Here is a 15,302-nt window from a genome sequence, read left to right on the forward strand (position 1 = left end):
TTTCTGAGAATTTGGGAACTTCAGAACAGGGTAATAGATCTTATACTAGGGAACGATAAGTGCTAACGCACAGGTTTAGCAAACGCCAATTTACTTAATTAAAACTTTGTGTTACTACCATGAAACATATTACTCATCAATTTACAACAAATTTAACCATTAAATGGCGTATTTTTCCGGTTTTTGTTTTGGCTGCTATCTTATCTTTGGGTGCCAGTTTTACTATCAGTAACTCTGCTGTTGCTTATCCAGAGAATACTAACGAAATTAATCACCAAATGCTTAATTATAGAAGTAGTTTGGTTAGTGAAAATCGATCCGATCGCACTACTAATACTCTACCAGATTCCCTAGCTAATGCTGTGAAAAAAGACTTAGCTAAACGTACTGGAATCGCTCTCGAAAAACTTAGAATTACTAACTATAAACAAGAAACTTGGCCCAATGGTTGTTTAGGAATTTCCCAACCAGATCAAATATGTACTCAAGCATTAGTTCCCGGATGGCGAATTACCTTAACAGATGGTCAAAAAACTTGGGTTTATCGTACTGATAATAGTGGCAGAAATATCCGGTTAGAAAATCCAAATGTTTCCTTGAATTCACCCAAATCATTGCAGTTTATTAAGTAAAGATTCATTAACTAAAGCAACTCAGATTACTACTTGTAACAAAAAAACAGCGTGGTTGGAAAATATACGTGGTATTCTATCTATGGGCATACTCCTCAAGGAATAGTTTGCGAGTTAAGACTTGAGTGTTAGCCCAGCTTTGTTCAAGATTTTAGCATCAATAAGGATACAACATGACAAAGGAAGAACTACTGAAGTTTGTTGAAAATAAAATCAACAATTACGCAAAGCGGATTATCGAAACTAGCGATAAAAGCGATGATTCTGCACTAGGTCAATTAAATGTTTACATGGCATTGCGCCGGATTCTTAAAGGTGAAGAACGTCGTATTCAAGATTTTGGCATGATGGATGCGTTTAATGACGTGCTCAAGGAATTAGGCATTATTGAGAAAGGTAAGTTCTACGATGACTTCTTTAAATAAGAAAGCCGATCGCACTTTGCTATAGTTAGTAGATTAGAAGTAGGACGAAAAGGCTGTGAAACTTTTTTATTCATTCACTTATTATAAGCCTCACGCCCTACTTTTCCATAAGGATGCTATTTCTTAAATCTGTGAGTTCTTGAGTCATAAAAACCTAACCTAACTCTTGGACAAAATCAAACAACAAATGTGCCATTTCTAATTTAGAACATGGGGGAATTTCTACTTGCCTTCCTTGGTAATCTAACAAGATTGCTTGGTTGTGATCGCTGGCAAAACCACTGTTGATTTTATCTATGGGATTAGCGGCGATCGCATCCAGTTTTTTCCGCTTCAACTTCTCCCAAGCAGGTGTTACAATATCCCCAGTTTGCGCCGCAAAACCAACTAACTTTTGATGCGGTTGTTTTAAATTTCCTAATTCGGCAATAATATCGGGGACAAACTCCAAATTCAAAGCAGTAGGAAGAGATTTTTTTGGTAACTTTTCACTGGCATAATGAGCAGGTTTCATATCTGCCACCGCTGCTGACATAATAATTAAATCAGCGCTATAAAAAGAATCTAACATTGCCTTTTGCATTTCAGCGGCGCTAGTCACTCCCACACTTTTTACACCTAATGGAATTTCCCCGTTGATTGGTGCGTGTACTAACGTTACTGATGCGCCTCGATGCAATGCTGCTGTTGCTAAAGCTAATCCCATTTTGCCAGTAGAAGGATTACCAATAAATCGCACCGGATCTAAAAATTCCCTCGTTCCTCCAGCACTAATTAAAACTCGTTTTCCAGTTAAATCTTTTTTGCCTTTAGTATGTAATAAACTGTGAATATGTGCGATAATTTCTGAAGGTTCAGCCATGCGACCAGAACCTACACGATCGCAAGCCAAAACCCCCGCCCCTGGCCCAACACTGTGATATCTTGGATTTGTAAAAATCTCTTGCCAATTGCGCTGCACTGTCAACTGTTCCCACATATCCGTATTCATCGCAGGCGCTAACAAAATTGGACAAGTAGAAGCCAAAACCGTGTTAGTTAATAAATTATCCGCAAAACCATGCGCCAGTTTTGCTAAACTATTCGCACTCAAAGGTGCAATTACGAAAATATCAGCCCATTCACCTAACTCTATATGTAGCGGACGACCATGAATCGGTTGCCAAAAATCTCGATCGGTAAAAGCCGGATTTCGAGAAAGAGTAGCCAGGGTCAAGGGTGTGATAAACTCACAAGCCGCAGCAGTTAAAATAACCTTTACCTCGACCCCAGATTTTGCCAGTGCAGAAACTACTTCGCAGACTTTATAAGCAGCAATTCCACCGCTAATGCCAATCAGAACCTTCGCCATTTTTAGATTGAGGAATTTGGATTTAACTCCAATTTTGAATCTAAAATCCTCGATCGTCAGGCTTCATCATAAGCTTCCATATCCAACAGATGAATGTAAGGTTCAATTAACTCTGGACGCTGAAAAGCGATCGCTCTTAGTAGATGCCAATCATCCAGTCCCTCAAAAACATTAGCATAATCATCCTGCTCCAAACGAGCAGCTAATTCAGCTACATCTACTGAAGTCATAGCAGCTATATCGCGCTTCACAATGCTTGCTGTCATCATCTCTCGGCACCTCCCATCCCAGCGTAGAGTCAATCGATTTTAGATTTGGGATTTTAGACAGGCTACATCACATAAGGATGAGTCACAGAGTTTAAACCTGCTATCTGCAACCTGCAATCTAAAATTGGTCAACTGGTAAAAATACAGTCACTGTTACTATCTTACCCTTACCTCACTATGCGTAAATAATTACTAATTATTTGCAACAAGCCGTAGATACCTTTTGACTCAAGCTTTGGGGCTTTCCAAAGACATCACCTGCAACACAAAACTTCGCATTAAGTTAAGAACTGCTGGTATAACTTCATGCCCCATATTAAACTCTTGATACTGCACCGCTACCCCCAAACTCGTCAATATATCCCTAGCATTTTCAGCAGCAATCACAGGTACAACTGAATCCCTGATCCCATGAACTATCAAGGTTGGCGGAAAAGCTGATGCTTTTTTTTCCTGAGTAACCGGATGCAAATAACCGCTGAGACAGACTAAACCCGCTAAAGGTAAATTTAATCCCACATCCAGCGTCATCGCCCCACCCTGCGAAAATCCACTTAAAATCGTGCGCGACAAAGGAACACCAGTTTCACTCTCCAACCCAGAAAGCCAATCTGTAAGAAGTTGGCGACTCTGTGGTAAGCCCTCACTCTTATTTTGCTCAAAGTCGTACCAAGCCCTTCCCTCTCGTGAATAGGGGTGAGGAAAAGGGGCATTAGGAAAGAGAAACTGATAATCCGGTAAGTTCAAAAAAGGCGCTAAGTCAGCCAAATCTTCTGCATTGGCACCCCAGCCATGTAAAGCGACAATCACCCCAGTCGGCGTTTGTCCGGTTGTTGGTAGAATGGAAATTACTTGAAGGGACAGAAGTTTGCTCCTAATTTCAGACTAACGCTTTTGATTTTAAACCAATAGTTTTCGCTGTATCTTCTACTAAATGCAGATAAAGCATCATTTTATATTTAATGAATTATTTAGGCGATCGCTACCTCTAGTTTCTCGAAGAATATTAAATCAATCTTAAGAACACAATTACGTAAATATACATAAATCCTAGTTTTATGAAGATTCAGTGAAGTTTCTTAAGGGAATGTATCTTTCATAATATTATTTTGTAGAATTAACCGTATAAATACTACTACCCAGCCAGCAAACCAAATTTCTTTGACTGGAATTATACGGACTTAACTAGTTAAGATTACCGTTCAGATTGAAGTGGTAAATCTACCGATTATTGCTGATACAAAATTATGTGACAGCAATCAATCTCGATAATTTGCTTATCGGAATTTAGAAACAATTAAAAACATTTTCCTGATACTCGTCAATTTATTTGGGTGGGCTTTTGTATCTATTTCTAATATTCTTGTTTAAATCGATCGTTCCCTGTTGTTGTCAATGGAGTTAAGTGGATGCAAGTACCACAAATCGAATTAATTCCCTTACGTGCTGCTATTTGTTCGGATGTGCCATCAGATTTAGATGTTCTGATTAGAATTATCCCGCCCCCACCTGAAAAAGACTTACAAAGACCACCTTTAAACTTATGCTTAGTGATCGATCGCTCTAGTTCCATGAAAGGGAGAAAAATCGATTACGTGAAAAAAGCGGCTTGTTATGCAGTACAGCAACTTTTAATTACCGATCGCGTCAGTGTAGTAGTATTCGATCGGGCAGTTTGTACCCTAGTAGATAGTACATTTGCCGTCGATAAAACTAATATTATTCATGAAATTCAACAAATTGAACCGGGATATGGAACTGCCCTACACGCAGCTTGGCAAGCGGGAGCAATCCAAGTTATTAAACATCTTAATTCTCATCATTTAAATCGAGTTATTTTACTTTCCGATGGCTTTAGTAGCATCGGTGAAAAAAATCCTTATGTCATTGCCACAGATGTTTATGGTTTAGCCCAACATGGCGTAAGTACCACCACTATGGGTGTCGGTAATCATTATGATGAAGACTTACTCACCTCAATGGGAAAACGTGGAAATGGTGGATACTATTACATTCAATCTCCTGAAAAATTACCCCTAATTTTTCGCACAGAATTACAAGATTTAATGGCAACAGTAGGGCATACAGTTAGTTTAGCAATTGACCCTCAAGGAGCCGTTGAAATTGAAGACGTACTTAACGATTTAGAAACAGATCAAAGAGGCAGATTTCAGTTACCAAATTTAATCATGGGTAATCCAATGGAAGTGGTGGTAAAATTGCAAGTGCCACCAATACCACAAATTACAGACCTGTGCTATTTTCGCTTAAATTGGAAGAATCCCAAGCAAGAAGAATTGCAAAAAGTTTGGACAAGTCTACGCTTACCAGTGATTAATTCCGCATCAATAAGCGAATTTCCCCCGAGTTTAGAAGTCCAACAAAGAATGTTATTAATGATGGTAGCTAGGGCGAAAAAAGAAGCTGTACACCATCTCGATCGCGGCGACTACGAAATGGCAAGTAAATTACTTAGAAATGCCAGATTACAAGTACTCAACGCCCCTCAATCACCATTACTAGATAAAGAAGCTCAAGCATTAGCCAACTTAGATGCAGACTTACAAGCAAGACAATTACTAAAATTACGCAAACAAGCAAGCGTAGAAACTTATGACATTACCTTAACAAATCCCCGCATCTTAGACGACATTATCTAAATATTTAATAAATTAATAATTTTCTCATTCCCGGATATCAGGTAAGATTACTAATGGTCAATCAGCGATAGGAAATTGTTAAAGTCATGGCGCGTCTAGCACTGCTGAGTACCTCTGATAAAACCGGATTAGTAGACTTTGCTCGAATTCTAGTCGAAGAATTTCAATTTGATTTGATCGGCAGTGGTGGAACCGCTGTAACTTTGAAAGAAGCAGGTTTACCAGTCACAAAAGTTTCTGAATACACAGGTTTTCCCGAAATTTTAGGAGGAAGAGTAAAAACTCTCCATCCCCGAATTCATGGGGGAATTTTAGCCAGAAAAGATTTACCAGAAGATATTAAAGATTTAGAAACTCACCAAATTCGCCCCATAGATTTAGTAGTAGTTAACCTTTATCCCTTTGAAAAAACTGTTGCCAACCCTAATGTAACTTTAGCAGAAGCTGTCGAACAAATCGATATTGGTGGCCCTGCTATGATCCGCGCTGCTGCGAAAAATTTTGCTCATTTAACAGTTTTATGCAATCCCGATCGATATAACAATTACGTAGAAGAACTAAGGCAAAATGGAGAACCAAGTTTTGCCTTTCGTCAAGCTTGTGCGTTAGCAGCATTTAGACATACTTCTACTTACGATTTAGCAATTTCTAATTATTTAGCAACTGATGATTCATTTTTCCATATTTCGGGAACGCAGTTACAACCCCTGCGTTACGGAGAAAATCCTCACCAACCTGCTGCATGGTATCAAACAGGAACCGTTGCTACTGGTTGGACATCTGCTACTAAATTACAAGGCAAAGAATTAAGTTACAATAATTTAGTAGATTTAGAAGCGGCGAGAAGAATTATTGCCGAATTTGACGACACTCCTGCTGCGGCAATTTTAAAACACACTAATCCTTGTGGTGTTGCTTTAGGTAATAGTTTGGTTGAAGCTTATGAAAAGGCTTTTAATGCCGATTCGGTTTCTGCTTTTGGGGGAATTGTAGCTTTAAATAGACCTATTGATGCAGCTACAGCTAAAGCTTTGACCAAAACATTTTTAGAATGTATTGTTGCGCCAAGTTGTGAACCAGAAGCAGAGGAAATATTAGTAGCAAAATCGAACTTACGAGTGTTAACTTTAGCAGATTTAAAAAATGGGTCAAAACAAACAGTCAAGGTAATTGCTGGTGGTTTGTTGGTACAAAATTCTGATGATGTTGAAGAAAATATTAGTGAATGGAAAGTGGTGACAGAAAATCAACCAACTCCAGAAGAATTAGCAGAATTATTGTTTGCTTGGAAGGTTTGTAAGCACGTCAAATCTAATGCTATTGTTGTGACCAAAGACAAGGCTACTCTTGGTGTTGGCGCTGGTCAAATGAATCGTGTGGGTTCGGTTAAGATTGCTTTAGAACAAGCTGGAGAAAAAGCCCAAAATGCTTTTTTAGCTAGTGATGGTTTCTTCCCCTTTGATGATTCTATAAGAACCGCTGCTGCTGCGGGAATTAAGGCGATCGTTCAACCAGGCGGTAGTCTGCGTGATAAAGATGCGATCGCAGCTGCCAATGAATTAGGTATAGTCATGGTATTGACAGGCATCCGTCATTTCTTACATTAGGCTCAGATTTATTGATTTACATGACGATCGGGATTAATTAAGAAAAGCTGGTAAATCTGTACATCCCGATCGAATTTTCCCTTTTTACTTTGCAGATGTGATTGAGAAAGTTTTCTATGGAATTTTATCTAGAAGCGATCGCAAATCAAAAAGTCAAAGTTAATATTCTCCTGAATGGAGGACATAACTACACTATTTGGCTTAATACAAATTCGGCAATTTTACATAGTCTTTTAGCTGTAATTAGCGGTAAACCTCAACAGCAAACAAATGTAGCTACCCAATGGTTTCATATACCTTTAGAAAATGGTCAAGCTGCTTTATCTTTTCCCCAAAGTTCCCTGGTTGGCGTAGTAACTGAACCCCCATTACTGTTACAAAAACCTGATACAGAGGATCTGCAAGGAACAAACATTTTAACTTCTCCCTTCATTCAAATTGACGACTTTTTAAGTGAAGCAGAGAAGACACAATTAATTAATTACAGTTTAGAAAAAGAATCAGTTTTTGTAGATACCGCCCCTTTAACTAACACCTCCTATCATCCAGATCATCGCAAATCTTGGGTTTTATACCAATTTCCTGAAATTTCTGAAATCTTTTTACAACGGCTAAGAAAAGCCATGCCTTTTGTCATGAGTAAATTGGGAATGGAATTATTTCCCATTTCCCAAATAGAAGTACAATTAACAGCCCACAATGATAATAATTACTTCCGATTACATAACGATAATGGAACTCCCGAAACTGCCACAAGAGAATTAACTTATTCCTACTATTTTTACCGAGAACCTAAACCTTTTTCTGGTGGACAGCTAATAATTTACGATCGCAAAACCCTCAACTCCACCTGGTATCCAAGCGAAAGCTATCACACCATAGAACCACGCAACAACAGCATAGTATTTTTCCCCAGCCAATGCTATCACGAAGTTTTGCCAGTAACTTGCGTTTCTAAAGCATTTGCTGACAGTAGATTTACTATCAACGGTTGGGTACGTCGGTTTTAGGGAACTGGGACAGTTTTGAGTTTTGAGTTTTGAGTTTTGAATTAAGAAGAGTTGGAGAGTTTTAAGTTTTAAATTCTCCCCTGCTCCCCTGCTCCCCTGCCCCTCTGCTACTCCTGGGCTCCAGCTGCTTCGAGTAACTCGACGATCGCATAATCACCTATAGATTTGGCGATCGCTAAAGCTGTCATTCCATCTTTTTTCACATTCACATTAGCACCAGCAGAAATTAACAATTTCAACATATCACTACTACTAATTTCTACTGCCTTAATTAGCCCAGTTTTCCCATCTTCCGTAGCCAAATTAATATCTGCACCACCAGCTAATAAAATTTCCACCATCCTGGCATTACCGTTAGATACTGCCAAAGTTAAAGCAGTTTCATCAAAATTAGTAGCATTACAATCAGCGCCAAACTTTTGCAAAATAGCGACAATTTGCTCGTGATTATGTAAAACTGCTAACAGTAGAGGTGTATCCCCAAGCTGATTTTTTGCTTGAAAATCTGCCCCCCTTTCCAACAGAACTTCTACCACAGCCAGATTCCCCTCCACCACAGCTAAATGCAAAGCTGTTTCCCGATCGGAATCCTGAGCATTGATATCAGCACCTTTATCCAATAAACTTTTAACAATCTCAGTATGACCACCAGCTGCTGCCGAAATTAATCCTGTCCATCCATCGGGATTTTTCGCATTCACATCCGCACCAGCTGCTAACAACGCTTGAATTACTCCCAAATGACCTCGATCGGCAGCTAAAGTTAAAGCAGTTTCCCCCCCACTAGTTTGATTCACATCCGCACCAGCCGCCAATAAAGCCCCTACCACATCCGTAAAACCACTATTAGCCGCTAGAGTCAGCGCCGTATCCTCATCCCTATCTTTAACATTAACTTCCGCACCAGCCGCCAACAAAAGCTGCACTACTTCCGTGTTTCCTCTGAAAGCCGCTGCCATCAATGCGGTGCTTCCCTCATCATTTTTGGCGTTGACATCAGCACCATCAGCGATTAAAGCCTTGGCTATATCCACTTGGTTGCTAGTAGCAGCCAACATTAAAGCCGTCGCACCATTGAGTTTTTTTGGCTTGTTAGCATTAGCCCCTGCTTCTAACAGAAGTGTGACTATTTCTATATAGCCATTTCGAGCCGCAAACATTAAAGGAGTAGTGCCATCTTTATCGCTAGAATTAAGATTCGCACCCTGAGCAAGTAAAGCTTTTACTCCATTAATGTCACCAGTTTGTGCTGCCCGTCTTAATAAAACATCTTTATCTTTAGTGGAGATCATGCCTGTCCCTCGTTCCATTCCACTCACTGACAACTTAGCGTTAAATCTCAAATTTGAGAAGACAGTACCCCCGACATTATGCCAATTGTGCAGCTATATTATGCAAATAAAGCGATCGGTTACAAAAGAAACATCGGAGATAATCTTAACTATACAAAGAACCGGAACAATTATGCTAAGTTTTATAAAGTTCCTCCCATTGTTAAGAGTCTATGAGCTTGGAAATACCTACCTCTGTGAAAGTTTGGAGCCAATTCATTCACCCCACTTTAATGTGGATTCTATTTGCCTTATCCCTGTATGCCTTATATCTGGGCGTTTTAGTTCGACGTACCAGAAGTGCAGAAGGGGAAGCTAAGAAAGAGCTAATCAAGGGTAAGTTTAACATCAAACATTACCAAGTAGGCTCTCTACTTTTGGCGGTCATGGTAATTGGCACCCTGGTTGGTATGGGTGTTACATATATCAATAATGGCAAATTGTTTGTTGGCCCTCATTTGTTGGTAGGGTTAGGCATGACCGGATTAATTGCTACTTCAGCTGCACTTTCTCCTTTCATGCAAAAAGGGCAAAATTGGGCTCGCTACAGCCACATTTTTTTGAATATTACACTTCTGGTTTTGTTTGGTTGGCAGGCAATTACAGGGGTTGATATCGTGCAAAGAATCATCAGCAAAATGTAAGCAAAAAAAAGAGGGAATTTCAGAGTTAAAATTCCTAGTTTAAATTTAATCTGAAATTCCCCATTAGTGCCTTTTAGATTTTTGGGGTAATATTAGCCCTAAGCTTTTATGAAAATCTTCTTGGACTTTTTGCGTTAAGCGGCGATTTACTTGCCGGACTATTTGGGCTAATAAGCGATCGCCCGTACTTTGAATTAAAGATTTAGGTAACCGATGAATAAATCTGGGAAATTTTATAAAAACAGCTAAATCAAGTTGCCATTCTATCTGGGTAATTGTACTTGGTAAATTTTTAGGTGACTCCGTATTTCCCTCAAGTGAATCTGCCTTTACCTCAAGCAATTTCATCTCCGCATTGAAATCTACATCATACCCAGGAGCCACATAACCGGGAATAGGAATTGTGCGGATACGGTAAATACTAGCCTCCGGTGGTAATAGGTGCAAACCAATTTTTGGCTCTACTTCATAACCAAAAGAACCAAATTTTCCTATTACTAAAGCATAGCCATTTTCCCCTAAAGGCTCAGCTTTCATCGGTTGAGCGCAACGTCGAAACCATTCATGATGAGCATTTAGATACTCAGCAACTACTTCCGGCGGCGCGTACATTTCCATACAATCTTCAAAATAGCCATGAAAGCGAAATGGCTCTAGTTCTTCAGCAGCTTGTGCGCTTGGCTCTTCTGCTTCCGAAAAATTTTGCCGAAAATCTAAAAACGTCTCAGATAGTTCTCTAGATTGATACTCGCTGTATTGTGATTGCATAGATGCTATCCTAAATTGTTTATTGGTTATCTATTTTCAGGATGCCCATTTACAGGAAAAAAAGTTACATCTAAGTTTTGAATTTTAACCTAGAAAATTTATAACTGTTAAGTTTTAATTTTACAAACATCATCCTTTGTCCTGGGAACTCCTCCTACAGTAATAAATACTCCTATAGGGAGAAAACAGTTGCATATAACTTTCCTATCCTGGTAGAATCAGCACGCTGATTATCTCTGAGAGACTCCTATCTCTAATTTAGGGTTAGGTAACTCAAAAAAGTCTCCTAGTAAAAAAGATGCTAATCAATATAGCTTGAAGCATGAAAGCATTTGTAGCAGGGGCAACAGGTGAAACTGGTAGCCGGATTGTCCAAGAATTGGTGAAGCGGCAAATTCCTGTTCGCGCTTTAGTGCGGGATTTGGAAAAAGCCAAAGGATTGTTGCCAGATCGAGTAGAGTTAGTAGTTGGGGATGTACTACAACCTGAGAGTTTAGCTCAGGCGATCGGAGATAGTACAGTTCTGCTTTGCGCTACTGGCGCTAGTCCCAGTTTTGACCCCACAGGCCCTTACAAAGTAGACTATGAAGGTACCAAAAACTTAGTTGATGTTGCTAAAGCTAATAACATTCAACAGTTTGTTTTGGTTACATCCCTTTGTGTATCAAAGTTTTTTCATCCACTAAATTTGTTTTGGTTAATTTTAGTGTGGAAAAAACAAGCTGAAGAATATCTCCAAAATAGTGGTCTGACCTATACAATAGTTCGGCCTGGTGGTCTGACGAATGAGGAAAATCCCCAGCAAGTTGTGATGTCTGTCGCTGACAGTTTGTTTGAAGGTAGGATATCTAGAACTAAAGTAGCGCAGACTTGCGTTGAGGCATTATTTCAACCAGCAGCGGCGAATAAAATAGTTGAAGTTGTTGCTGGGCCTCAAGCGGCAGAAAAAAGTTGGGAGGAACTGTTTGCCAGCGTGACATGATCTCGCATGATGGAAACAGGGTTTTATTGAGTTGAGGAGTGGGGATTTTGGCTCGAAAATTGGCTCGCAAGCATTCTGCAAGAGGCAAAAAAAAGTCAGATTTCGCTCTCCAGTGGGTAACAGTTGCGAGTTCAATGGCAGCTGTGGCTCTCATCTTCTGGCTAATTAGTTGCCAAGCTATCCAAAGGTCAACAGGTTATTTTTATTGGCAACAAGGTCAAAAAGAGCTTTCCGAACCAAGATCTGCCGCAGATTTACTCCGGGATACACTTTTTGCTAATACTGCGACTAGTCCAGCAGATGTAATCGTTCCACCGTTAACGATGACTGGTGGCGATCCTTATATTCGCGCTTTGATGCGAACTATTTCGGCAAGTGAGTCTAATCAACCAAATCCTTACGCAGTACTTTATGGTGGTCAGCAGGTACAGGACTTGAGCCATCATCCGCAGTTATGTGTAACTATTGCCACCGGACCGAATCGGGGGAAATGTAGTACAGCAGCTGGACGGTATCAAATATTATACAAGACTTGGGTAGAAAAAGCGGAACGGTATCATCCTAAGCCGTCGCCTTTTTTATTTTGGACTGCGTATAGTTTTGAACCAGAATATCAAGATGCGATCGTCTATGCTTGGTTGAGCGATCGCCAAGCTTGGGGAGTCGATATTGCTAATCTCTTACGCCAAGGAAAAATTGAAGAAGTATTACGTCTACTTTCTGGGACTTGGACGAGTTTGGGATACGGTATTGAAGATAACTCTATGTCGCAATATTTACCAGAAATTTATCAGCGAATGCTTAAGGAAGAGTTGCAGATAGCTAGTCAAAATTAATATGCGAAAAAACCCCAGTTTTTCAGGCTGGGGTTAGAATTATCAGGGTGCATCTAGTATTGTTTCTACCAATAAAGCTTGCCCAAATCCGGGAGAAACCGCAAAATTTGGGAGAATAAATTTGTATCTAAGGTAAAAACCGATCTAAAGCTGCTTTCAACTCTTCTATTTCGGCTTCGATATTACCCTCTTTTGCCGCCCGACCTATACAATCAGTCAAATGTTCATCTAAAATCATTCGCGCTACTCGATCGAGAGCACCTCTAACAGCGGCGATCTGTACCAGTACATCAGGGCAGGAACGGCTTTCTTGTACCATTGATTTAATGCCGCGAATGTGTCCTTCGATGCGAGATAGGCGATTAACTATCCTTCGCAGGGATTCTTCTGAATGTACGTGATGATGACCTGTGCTGCTATGTGGTAAGTCATCATGATGGGAATGATGAGTGTGGATATGGTCTACACTATCGGGTGTGGGCGCTTTTTTCAAAGTTTTAGCACTATCAATCAAATCTGGTTCTTCCTCTGTCTCAAAGTCAGGAAAAATTTCGTCTTTAGATCCAATCATTATTTACAGACTATCAATATTGACGATCCTAGCTTAGTTGACCACAAATCTACTTTACTAAATCTCCTTGCTTTCTTTACAAGTTAATCAATTAAAATCTAAACGGTAATATCACGAGGGTGGCAAATCATTATGACAGATATAGAGATTCAGACAAAGTATGTAAAAATTCCAGGTAGCGGTCTGGAAATAGATGCTTACTTAGCTGAACCTACGGGTCAGTTGTCTTTTCCGGGGATAATAGTAATTCAAGAAATTTTCGGGGTGAATGCTCACATTCGCGAGGTAACTGAACGCATTGCTAAGGAAGGTTATGTAGCGATCGCACCCGCTATTTACCAACGTCAAGCACCTGGATATGAAGCTGGTTATACTCCTGAAGATATAGAAGAGGGAAGAAAATATAAAGCGCAAACCAAAGCTGATGAATTACTTGGCGATATTCAAGCCACAATTGATTATCTCAAGAATCTTCTTGAAGTTAAAACTGATGGTTTTGGTTGCATTGGTTTTTGTTTTGGCGGTCATGTTGCTTATTTAGCTGCAACTTTACCTGATATTAAAGCTACTGCTTCTTTCTATGGTGCAGGTATTACCACTATGACTCCTGGTGGTGGCAATCCAACTATTACTCGGACTAAAGATATTAAAGGGACAATTTATGCCTTTTTTGGCATGGCTGATGCTAGTATTCCGTCAGAACAGGTTAACCAGATTGAATCCGAGTTAACAAATAATCACATTCATCATCGTGTCTTTCGCTACGATGGAGCAGATCATGGTTTCTTCTGTGACCATCGTAGTAGTTATAATGCAGAAGCGGCTGAAGCAGCTTGGCAACAAGTTAAACAATTGTTTCAAATGAATCTCGTAGTCGAGAATTAATGTTACTGAGAATGTGGTAAACCCTTTTATAGCGTTTGCCACTATTAAATTATGCTGAGTTTATCAGCCAAATCAACAGTTGTTAGTGGTATTTATATAGTGATGCCGCTGGCACGATAACAACAAACTAATTTAGATTGCAAGATGACATCCAATTCGACTCCTTCTCCAGCAGAAAATCTATCCTTTTCTAGAGATGATTTTGCCAAAGCTCTAGAAGCGCAAAATTACGGATTTGAGAAGGGACAAATAGTACGCGGTAGAGTCCACGAGTATAGTAGTGATGGAGCATTTATAGATATAGGAGGTAAATCTCCAGCTTTTTTACCTATTAGAGAAGCTTCGCTGCAAGGGATTACAGATTTATCTGTGTTATTACCTTTGCAGTCAGAAAGGGAATTTTTAATTATTCGGGAACAAGACGCGGAAGGACAAGTCACTGTTTCTGTGAAGCAGTTAGAAATTAAAGAAAAGTGGGATAGACTCAATGAGTTGCAAGATAGCGCTCAGTCAGTTCAAGTAAGAGTTAGTGGTGTGAATAAGGGTGGGGTAACTGTAGATGTGGAAGGGTTGCGGGGATTCATTCCTCGATCGCATTTGATCGATCGCAATAATCTAGAAGATTTAATCGGTCAAGCTCTTAGCGCTACTTTTATCGAGATAGATCAAAGTCGTGGTAAACTCGTACTTTCCCAACGTTTAGCTAGTCAGTCTGCTCGATTTAGCGAAATAGAATTGGCTCAATTAGTAGAAGGAACAATTTCTAGTATTAAACCCTTTGGTTTATTTGTAGATTTAGGCGGTACTAGTGGTTTACTTCATATTAAACAAATTAGCCAAAACTACATTGAATCCTTAACCAATTTATTCCAAATAGGTCAGCCAATTAAAGCAATGGTTGTAAATTTGGATGAAGGAAAAAGCCGGATTTCTCTTTCTACCAAAGTTCTAGAAAACTATCCCGGAGAAATGTTAGAAAATATGGCTGAGGTAATGGATTCAGCGGAATCTCGTGCCCAAAGAGCTAGGAAAAATTTATTAGGTGGTTAAGCTAACGGTTGATTGGTTTATACTTGAGTTTTGCAGGGCGATCGTCATTTAATAAACCAGTTTTTTTCCTTTGACCAACAGCTACGAGCCAGGAATCAAAAATCCTGGCAAATTACTCATTCTATCAGGGAGAGTCTCAACCATTAATTCAGCAATAATGAACTAAATCTTAATTTTTCCAAGTGATTATTAAAATTCTTGCCCAATCAAACCAATTTTTGAAAATTTGATATAACATCATAACTTGGTTATACTAATTCGCTTGATTCTTAAAAGGAAAA

Annotated in this window: 16 protein-coding genes; 10 read left to right on the forward strand and 6 right to left on the reverse strand. The window is 39.5% G+C overall.

Annotated elements, in window-relative coordinates; translation table 11 throughout:
* Positions 1-119 precede the first annotated feature (119 nt).
* Together ACE1CA_RS26465 and ACE1CA_RS26470 are read left to right on the forward strand one after the other, a co-directional pair.
* Entirely contained in the window at positions 120-632 is a 513-nt protein-coding gene (locus tag ACE1CA_RS26465; protein WP_413279331.1) for a hypothetical protein, read from the forward strand.
* A 173-nt stretch (positions 633-805) separates the two neighbouring features.
* A complete protein-coding gene (locus ACE1CA_RS26470) occupies positions 806-1,057 on the forward strand; it encodes a hypothetical protein (protein WP_413279330.1) in 252 nt (83 codons plus the stop codon).
* A gap of 154 nt (positions 1,058-1,211) precedes the next feature.
* Here the strand turns inward: ACE1CA_RS26470 and coaBC are convergent, their stop codons facing one another.
* The 3 genes from coaBC to ACE1CA_RS26485 all read right to left on the reverse strand — a co-directional run bounded on the left by coaBC (position 1,212) and on the right by ACE1CA_RS26485 (position 3,541).
* Positions 1,212-2,408, reverse strand: a complete 1,197-nt coding sequence (gene coaBC, locus ACE1CA_RS26475; protein ID WP_413279329.1) for a bifunctional phosphopantothenoylcysteine decarboxylase/phosphopantothenate--cysteine ligase CoaBC — start codon at positions 2,406-2,408, stop codon at positions 1,212-1,214.
* Positions 2,409-2,464: 56 nt separating this feature from the next.
* On the reverse strand, positions 2,465-2,677 hold the full coding sequence (isiD, locus tag ACE1CA_RS26480; RefSeq protein WP_413279328.1) for a protein IsiD: 213 nt from the start codon (positions 2,675-2,677) through the stop codon (positions 2,465-2,467).
* Between the two features lie 228 nt (positions 2,678-2,905).
* Positions 2,906-3,541 (reverse strand): alpha/beta hydrolase, encoded by a 636-nt coding sequence (locus ACE1CA_RS26485; protein ID WP_413279356.1) that lies wholly within the window; start codon positions 3,539-3,541, stop codon positions 2,906-2,908.
* 545 nt (positions 3,542-4,086) lie between these two features.
* Between ACE1CA_RS26485 and ACE1CA_RS26490 the strand changes: the two genes are divergently transcribed.
* The 3 genes from ACE1CA_RS26490 to ACE1CA_RS26500 all read left to right on the forward strand — a co-directional run bounded on the left by ACE1CA_RS26490 (position 4,087) and on the right by ACE1CA_RS26500 (position 7,954).
* Positions 4,087-5,337, forward strand: a complete 1,251-nt coding sequence (locus ACE1CA_RS26490) for a vWA domain-containing protein (RefSeq protein WP_413279327.1) — start codon at positions 4,087-4,089, stop codon at positions 5,335-5,337.
* 86 nt (positions 5,338-5,423) lie between these two features.
* Complete coding sequence (gene purH, locus ACE1CA_RS26495) at positions 5,424-6,944, forward strand: bifunctional phosphoribosylaminoimidazolecarboxamide formyltransferase/IMP cyclohydrolase (protein WP_413279326.1); 1,521 nt, start codon at positions 5,424-5,426, stop codon at positions 6,942-6,944.
* Between the two features lie 116 nt (positions 6,945-7,060).
* Entirely contained in the window at positions 7,061-7,954 is an 894-nt protein-coding gene (locus ACE1CA_RS26500) for a 2OG-Fe(II) oxygenase (protein WP_413279325.1), read from the forward strand.
* Between the two features lie 107 nt (positions 7,955-8,061).
* Here the strand turns inward: ACE1CA_RS26500 and ACE1CA_RS26505 are convergent, their stop codons facing one another.
* Positions 8,062-9,246 (reverse strand): ankyrin repeat domain-containing protein, encoded by a 1,185-nt coding sequence (locus ACE1CA_RS26505; protein ID WP_413279324.1) that lies wholly within the window; start codon positions 9,244-9,246, stop codon positions 8,062-8,064.
* A 212-nt stretch (positions 9,247-9,458) separates the two neighbouring features.
* Here ACE1CA_RS26505 and ACE1CA_RS26510 point away from each other — a divergent pair, with 212 nt between their 5' ends.
* A complete protein-coding gene (locus ACE1CA_RS26510) occupies positions 9,459-9,929 on the forward strand; it encodes a DUF4079 domain-containing protein (protein ID WP_413279323.1) in 471 nt (156 codons plus the stop codon).
* A 63-nt stretch (positions 9,930-9,992) separates the two neighbouring features.
* Here the strand turns inward: ACE1CA_RS26510 and ACE1CA_RS26515 are convergent, their stop codons facing one another.
* A complete protein-coding gene (locus ACE1CA_RS26515) occupies positions 9,993-10,697 on the reverse strand; it encodes a DUF1997 domain-containing protein (RefSeq protein ID WP_413279322.1) in 705 nt (234 codons plus the stop codon).
* 322 nt (positions 10,698-11,019) lie between these two features.
* Here ACE1CA_RS26515 and ACE1CA_RS26520 point away from each other — a divergent pair, with 322 nt between their 5' ends.
* Together ACE1CA_RS26520 and ACE1CA_RS26525 are read left to right on the forward strand one after the other, a co-directional pair.
* Complete coding sequence (locus tag ACE1CA_RS26520; protein ID WP_413279321.1) at positions 11,020-11,679, forward strand: SDR family oxidoreductase; 660 nt, start codon at positions 11,020-11,022, stop codon at positions 11,677-11,679.
* 47 nt (positions 11,680-11,726) lie between these two features.
* Positions 11,727-12,515, forward strand: coding sequence for a glycoside hydrolase family 24 protein (locus ACE1CA_RS26525; RefSeq protein ID WP_413279320.1), 789 nt, complete (start codon positions 11,727-11,729; stop codon positions 12,513-12,515).
* Positions 12,516-12,642: 127 nt separating this feature from the next.
* On the opposite strand, the gene ACE1CA_RS26530 is transcribed toward ACE1CA_RS26525, so the two are convergent.
* On the reverse strand, positions 12,643-13,086 hold the full coding sequence (locus ACE1CA_RS26530; protein WP_459563656.1) for a metal-sensing transcriptional repressor: 444 nt from the start codon (positions 13,084-13,086) through the stop codon (positions 12,643-12,645).
* Positions 13,087-13,218: 132 nt separating this feature from the next.
* Here ACE1CA_RS26530 and ACE1CA_RS26535 point away from each other — a divergent pair, with 132 nt between their 5' ends.
* Together ACE1CA_RS26535 and ACE1CA_RS26540 are read left to right on the forward strand one after the other, a co-directional pair.
* Positions 13,219-13,971, forward strand: coding sequence for a dienelactone hydrolase family protein (locus ACE1CA_RS26535; protein WP_413279319.1), 753 nt, complete (start codon positions 13,219-13,221; stop codon positions 13,969-13,971).
* A gap of 144 nt (positions 13,972-14,115) precedes the next feature.
* Entirely contained in the window at positions 14,116-15,021 is a 906-nt protein-coding gene (locus tag ACE1CA_RS26540) for a S1 RNA-binding domain-containing protein (protein ID WP_413279318.1), read from the forward strand.
* The last annotated feature ends 281 nt before the right edge of the window (positions 15,022-15,302 follow it).

This window comes from Floridaenema evergladense BLCC-F167 (genome assembly GCF_041929205.2).
In the GTDB taxonomy this organism is placed as follows: domain Bacteria; phylum Cyanobacteriota; class Cyanobacteriia; order Cyanobacteriales; family Aerosakkonemataceae; genus Floridanema; species Floridanema evergladense.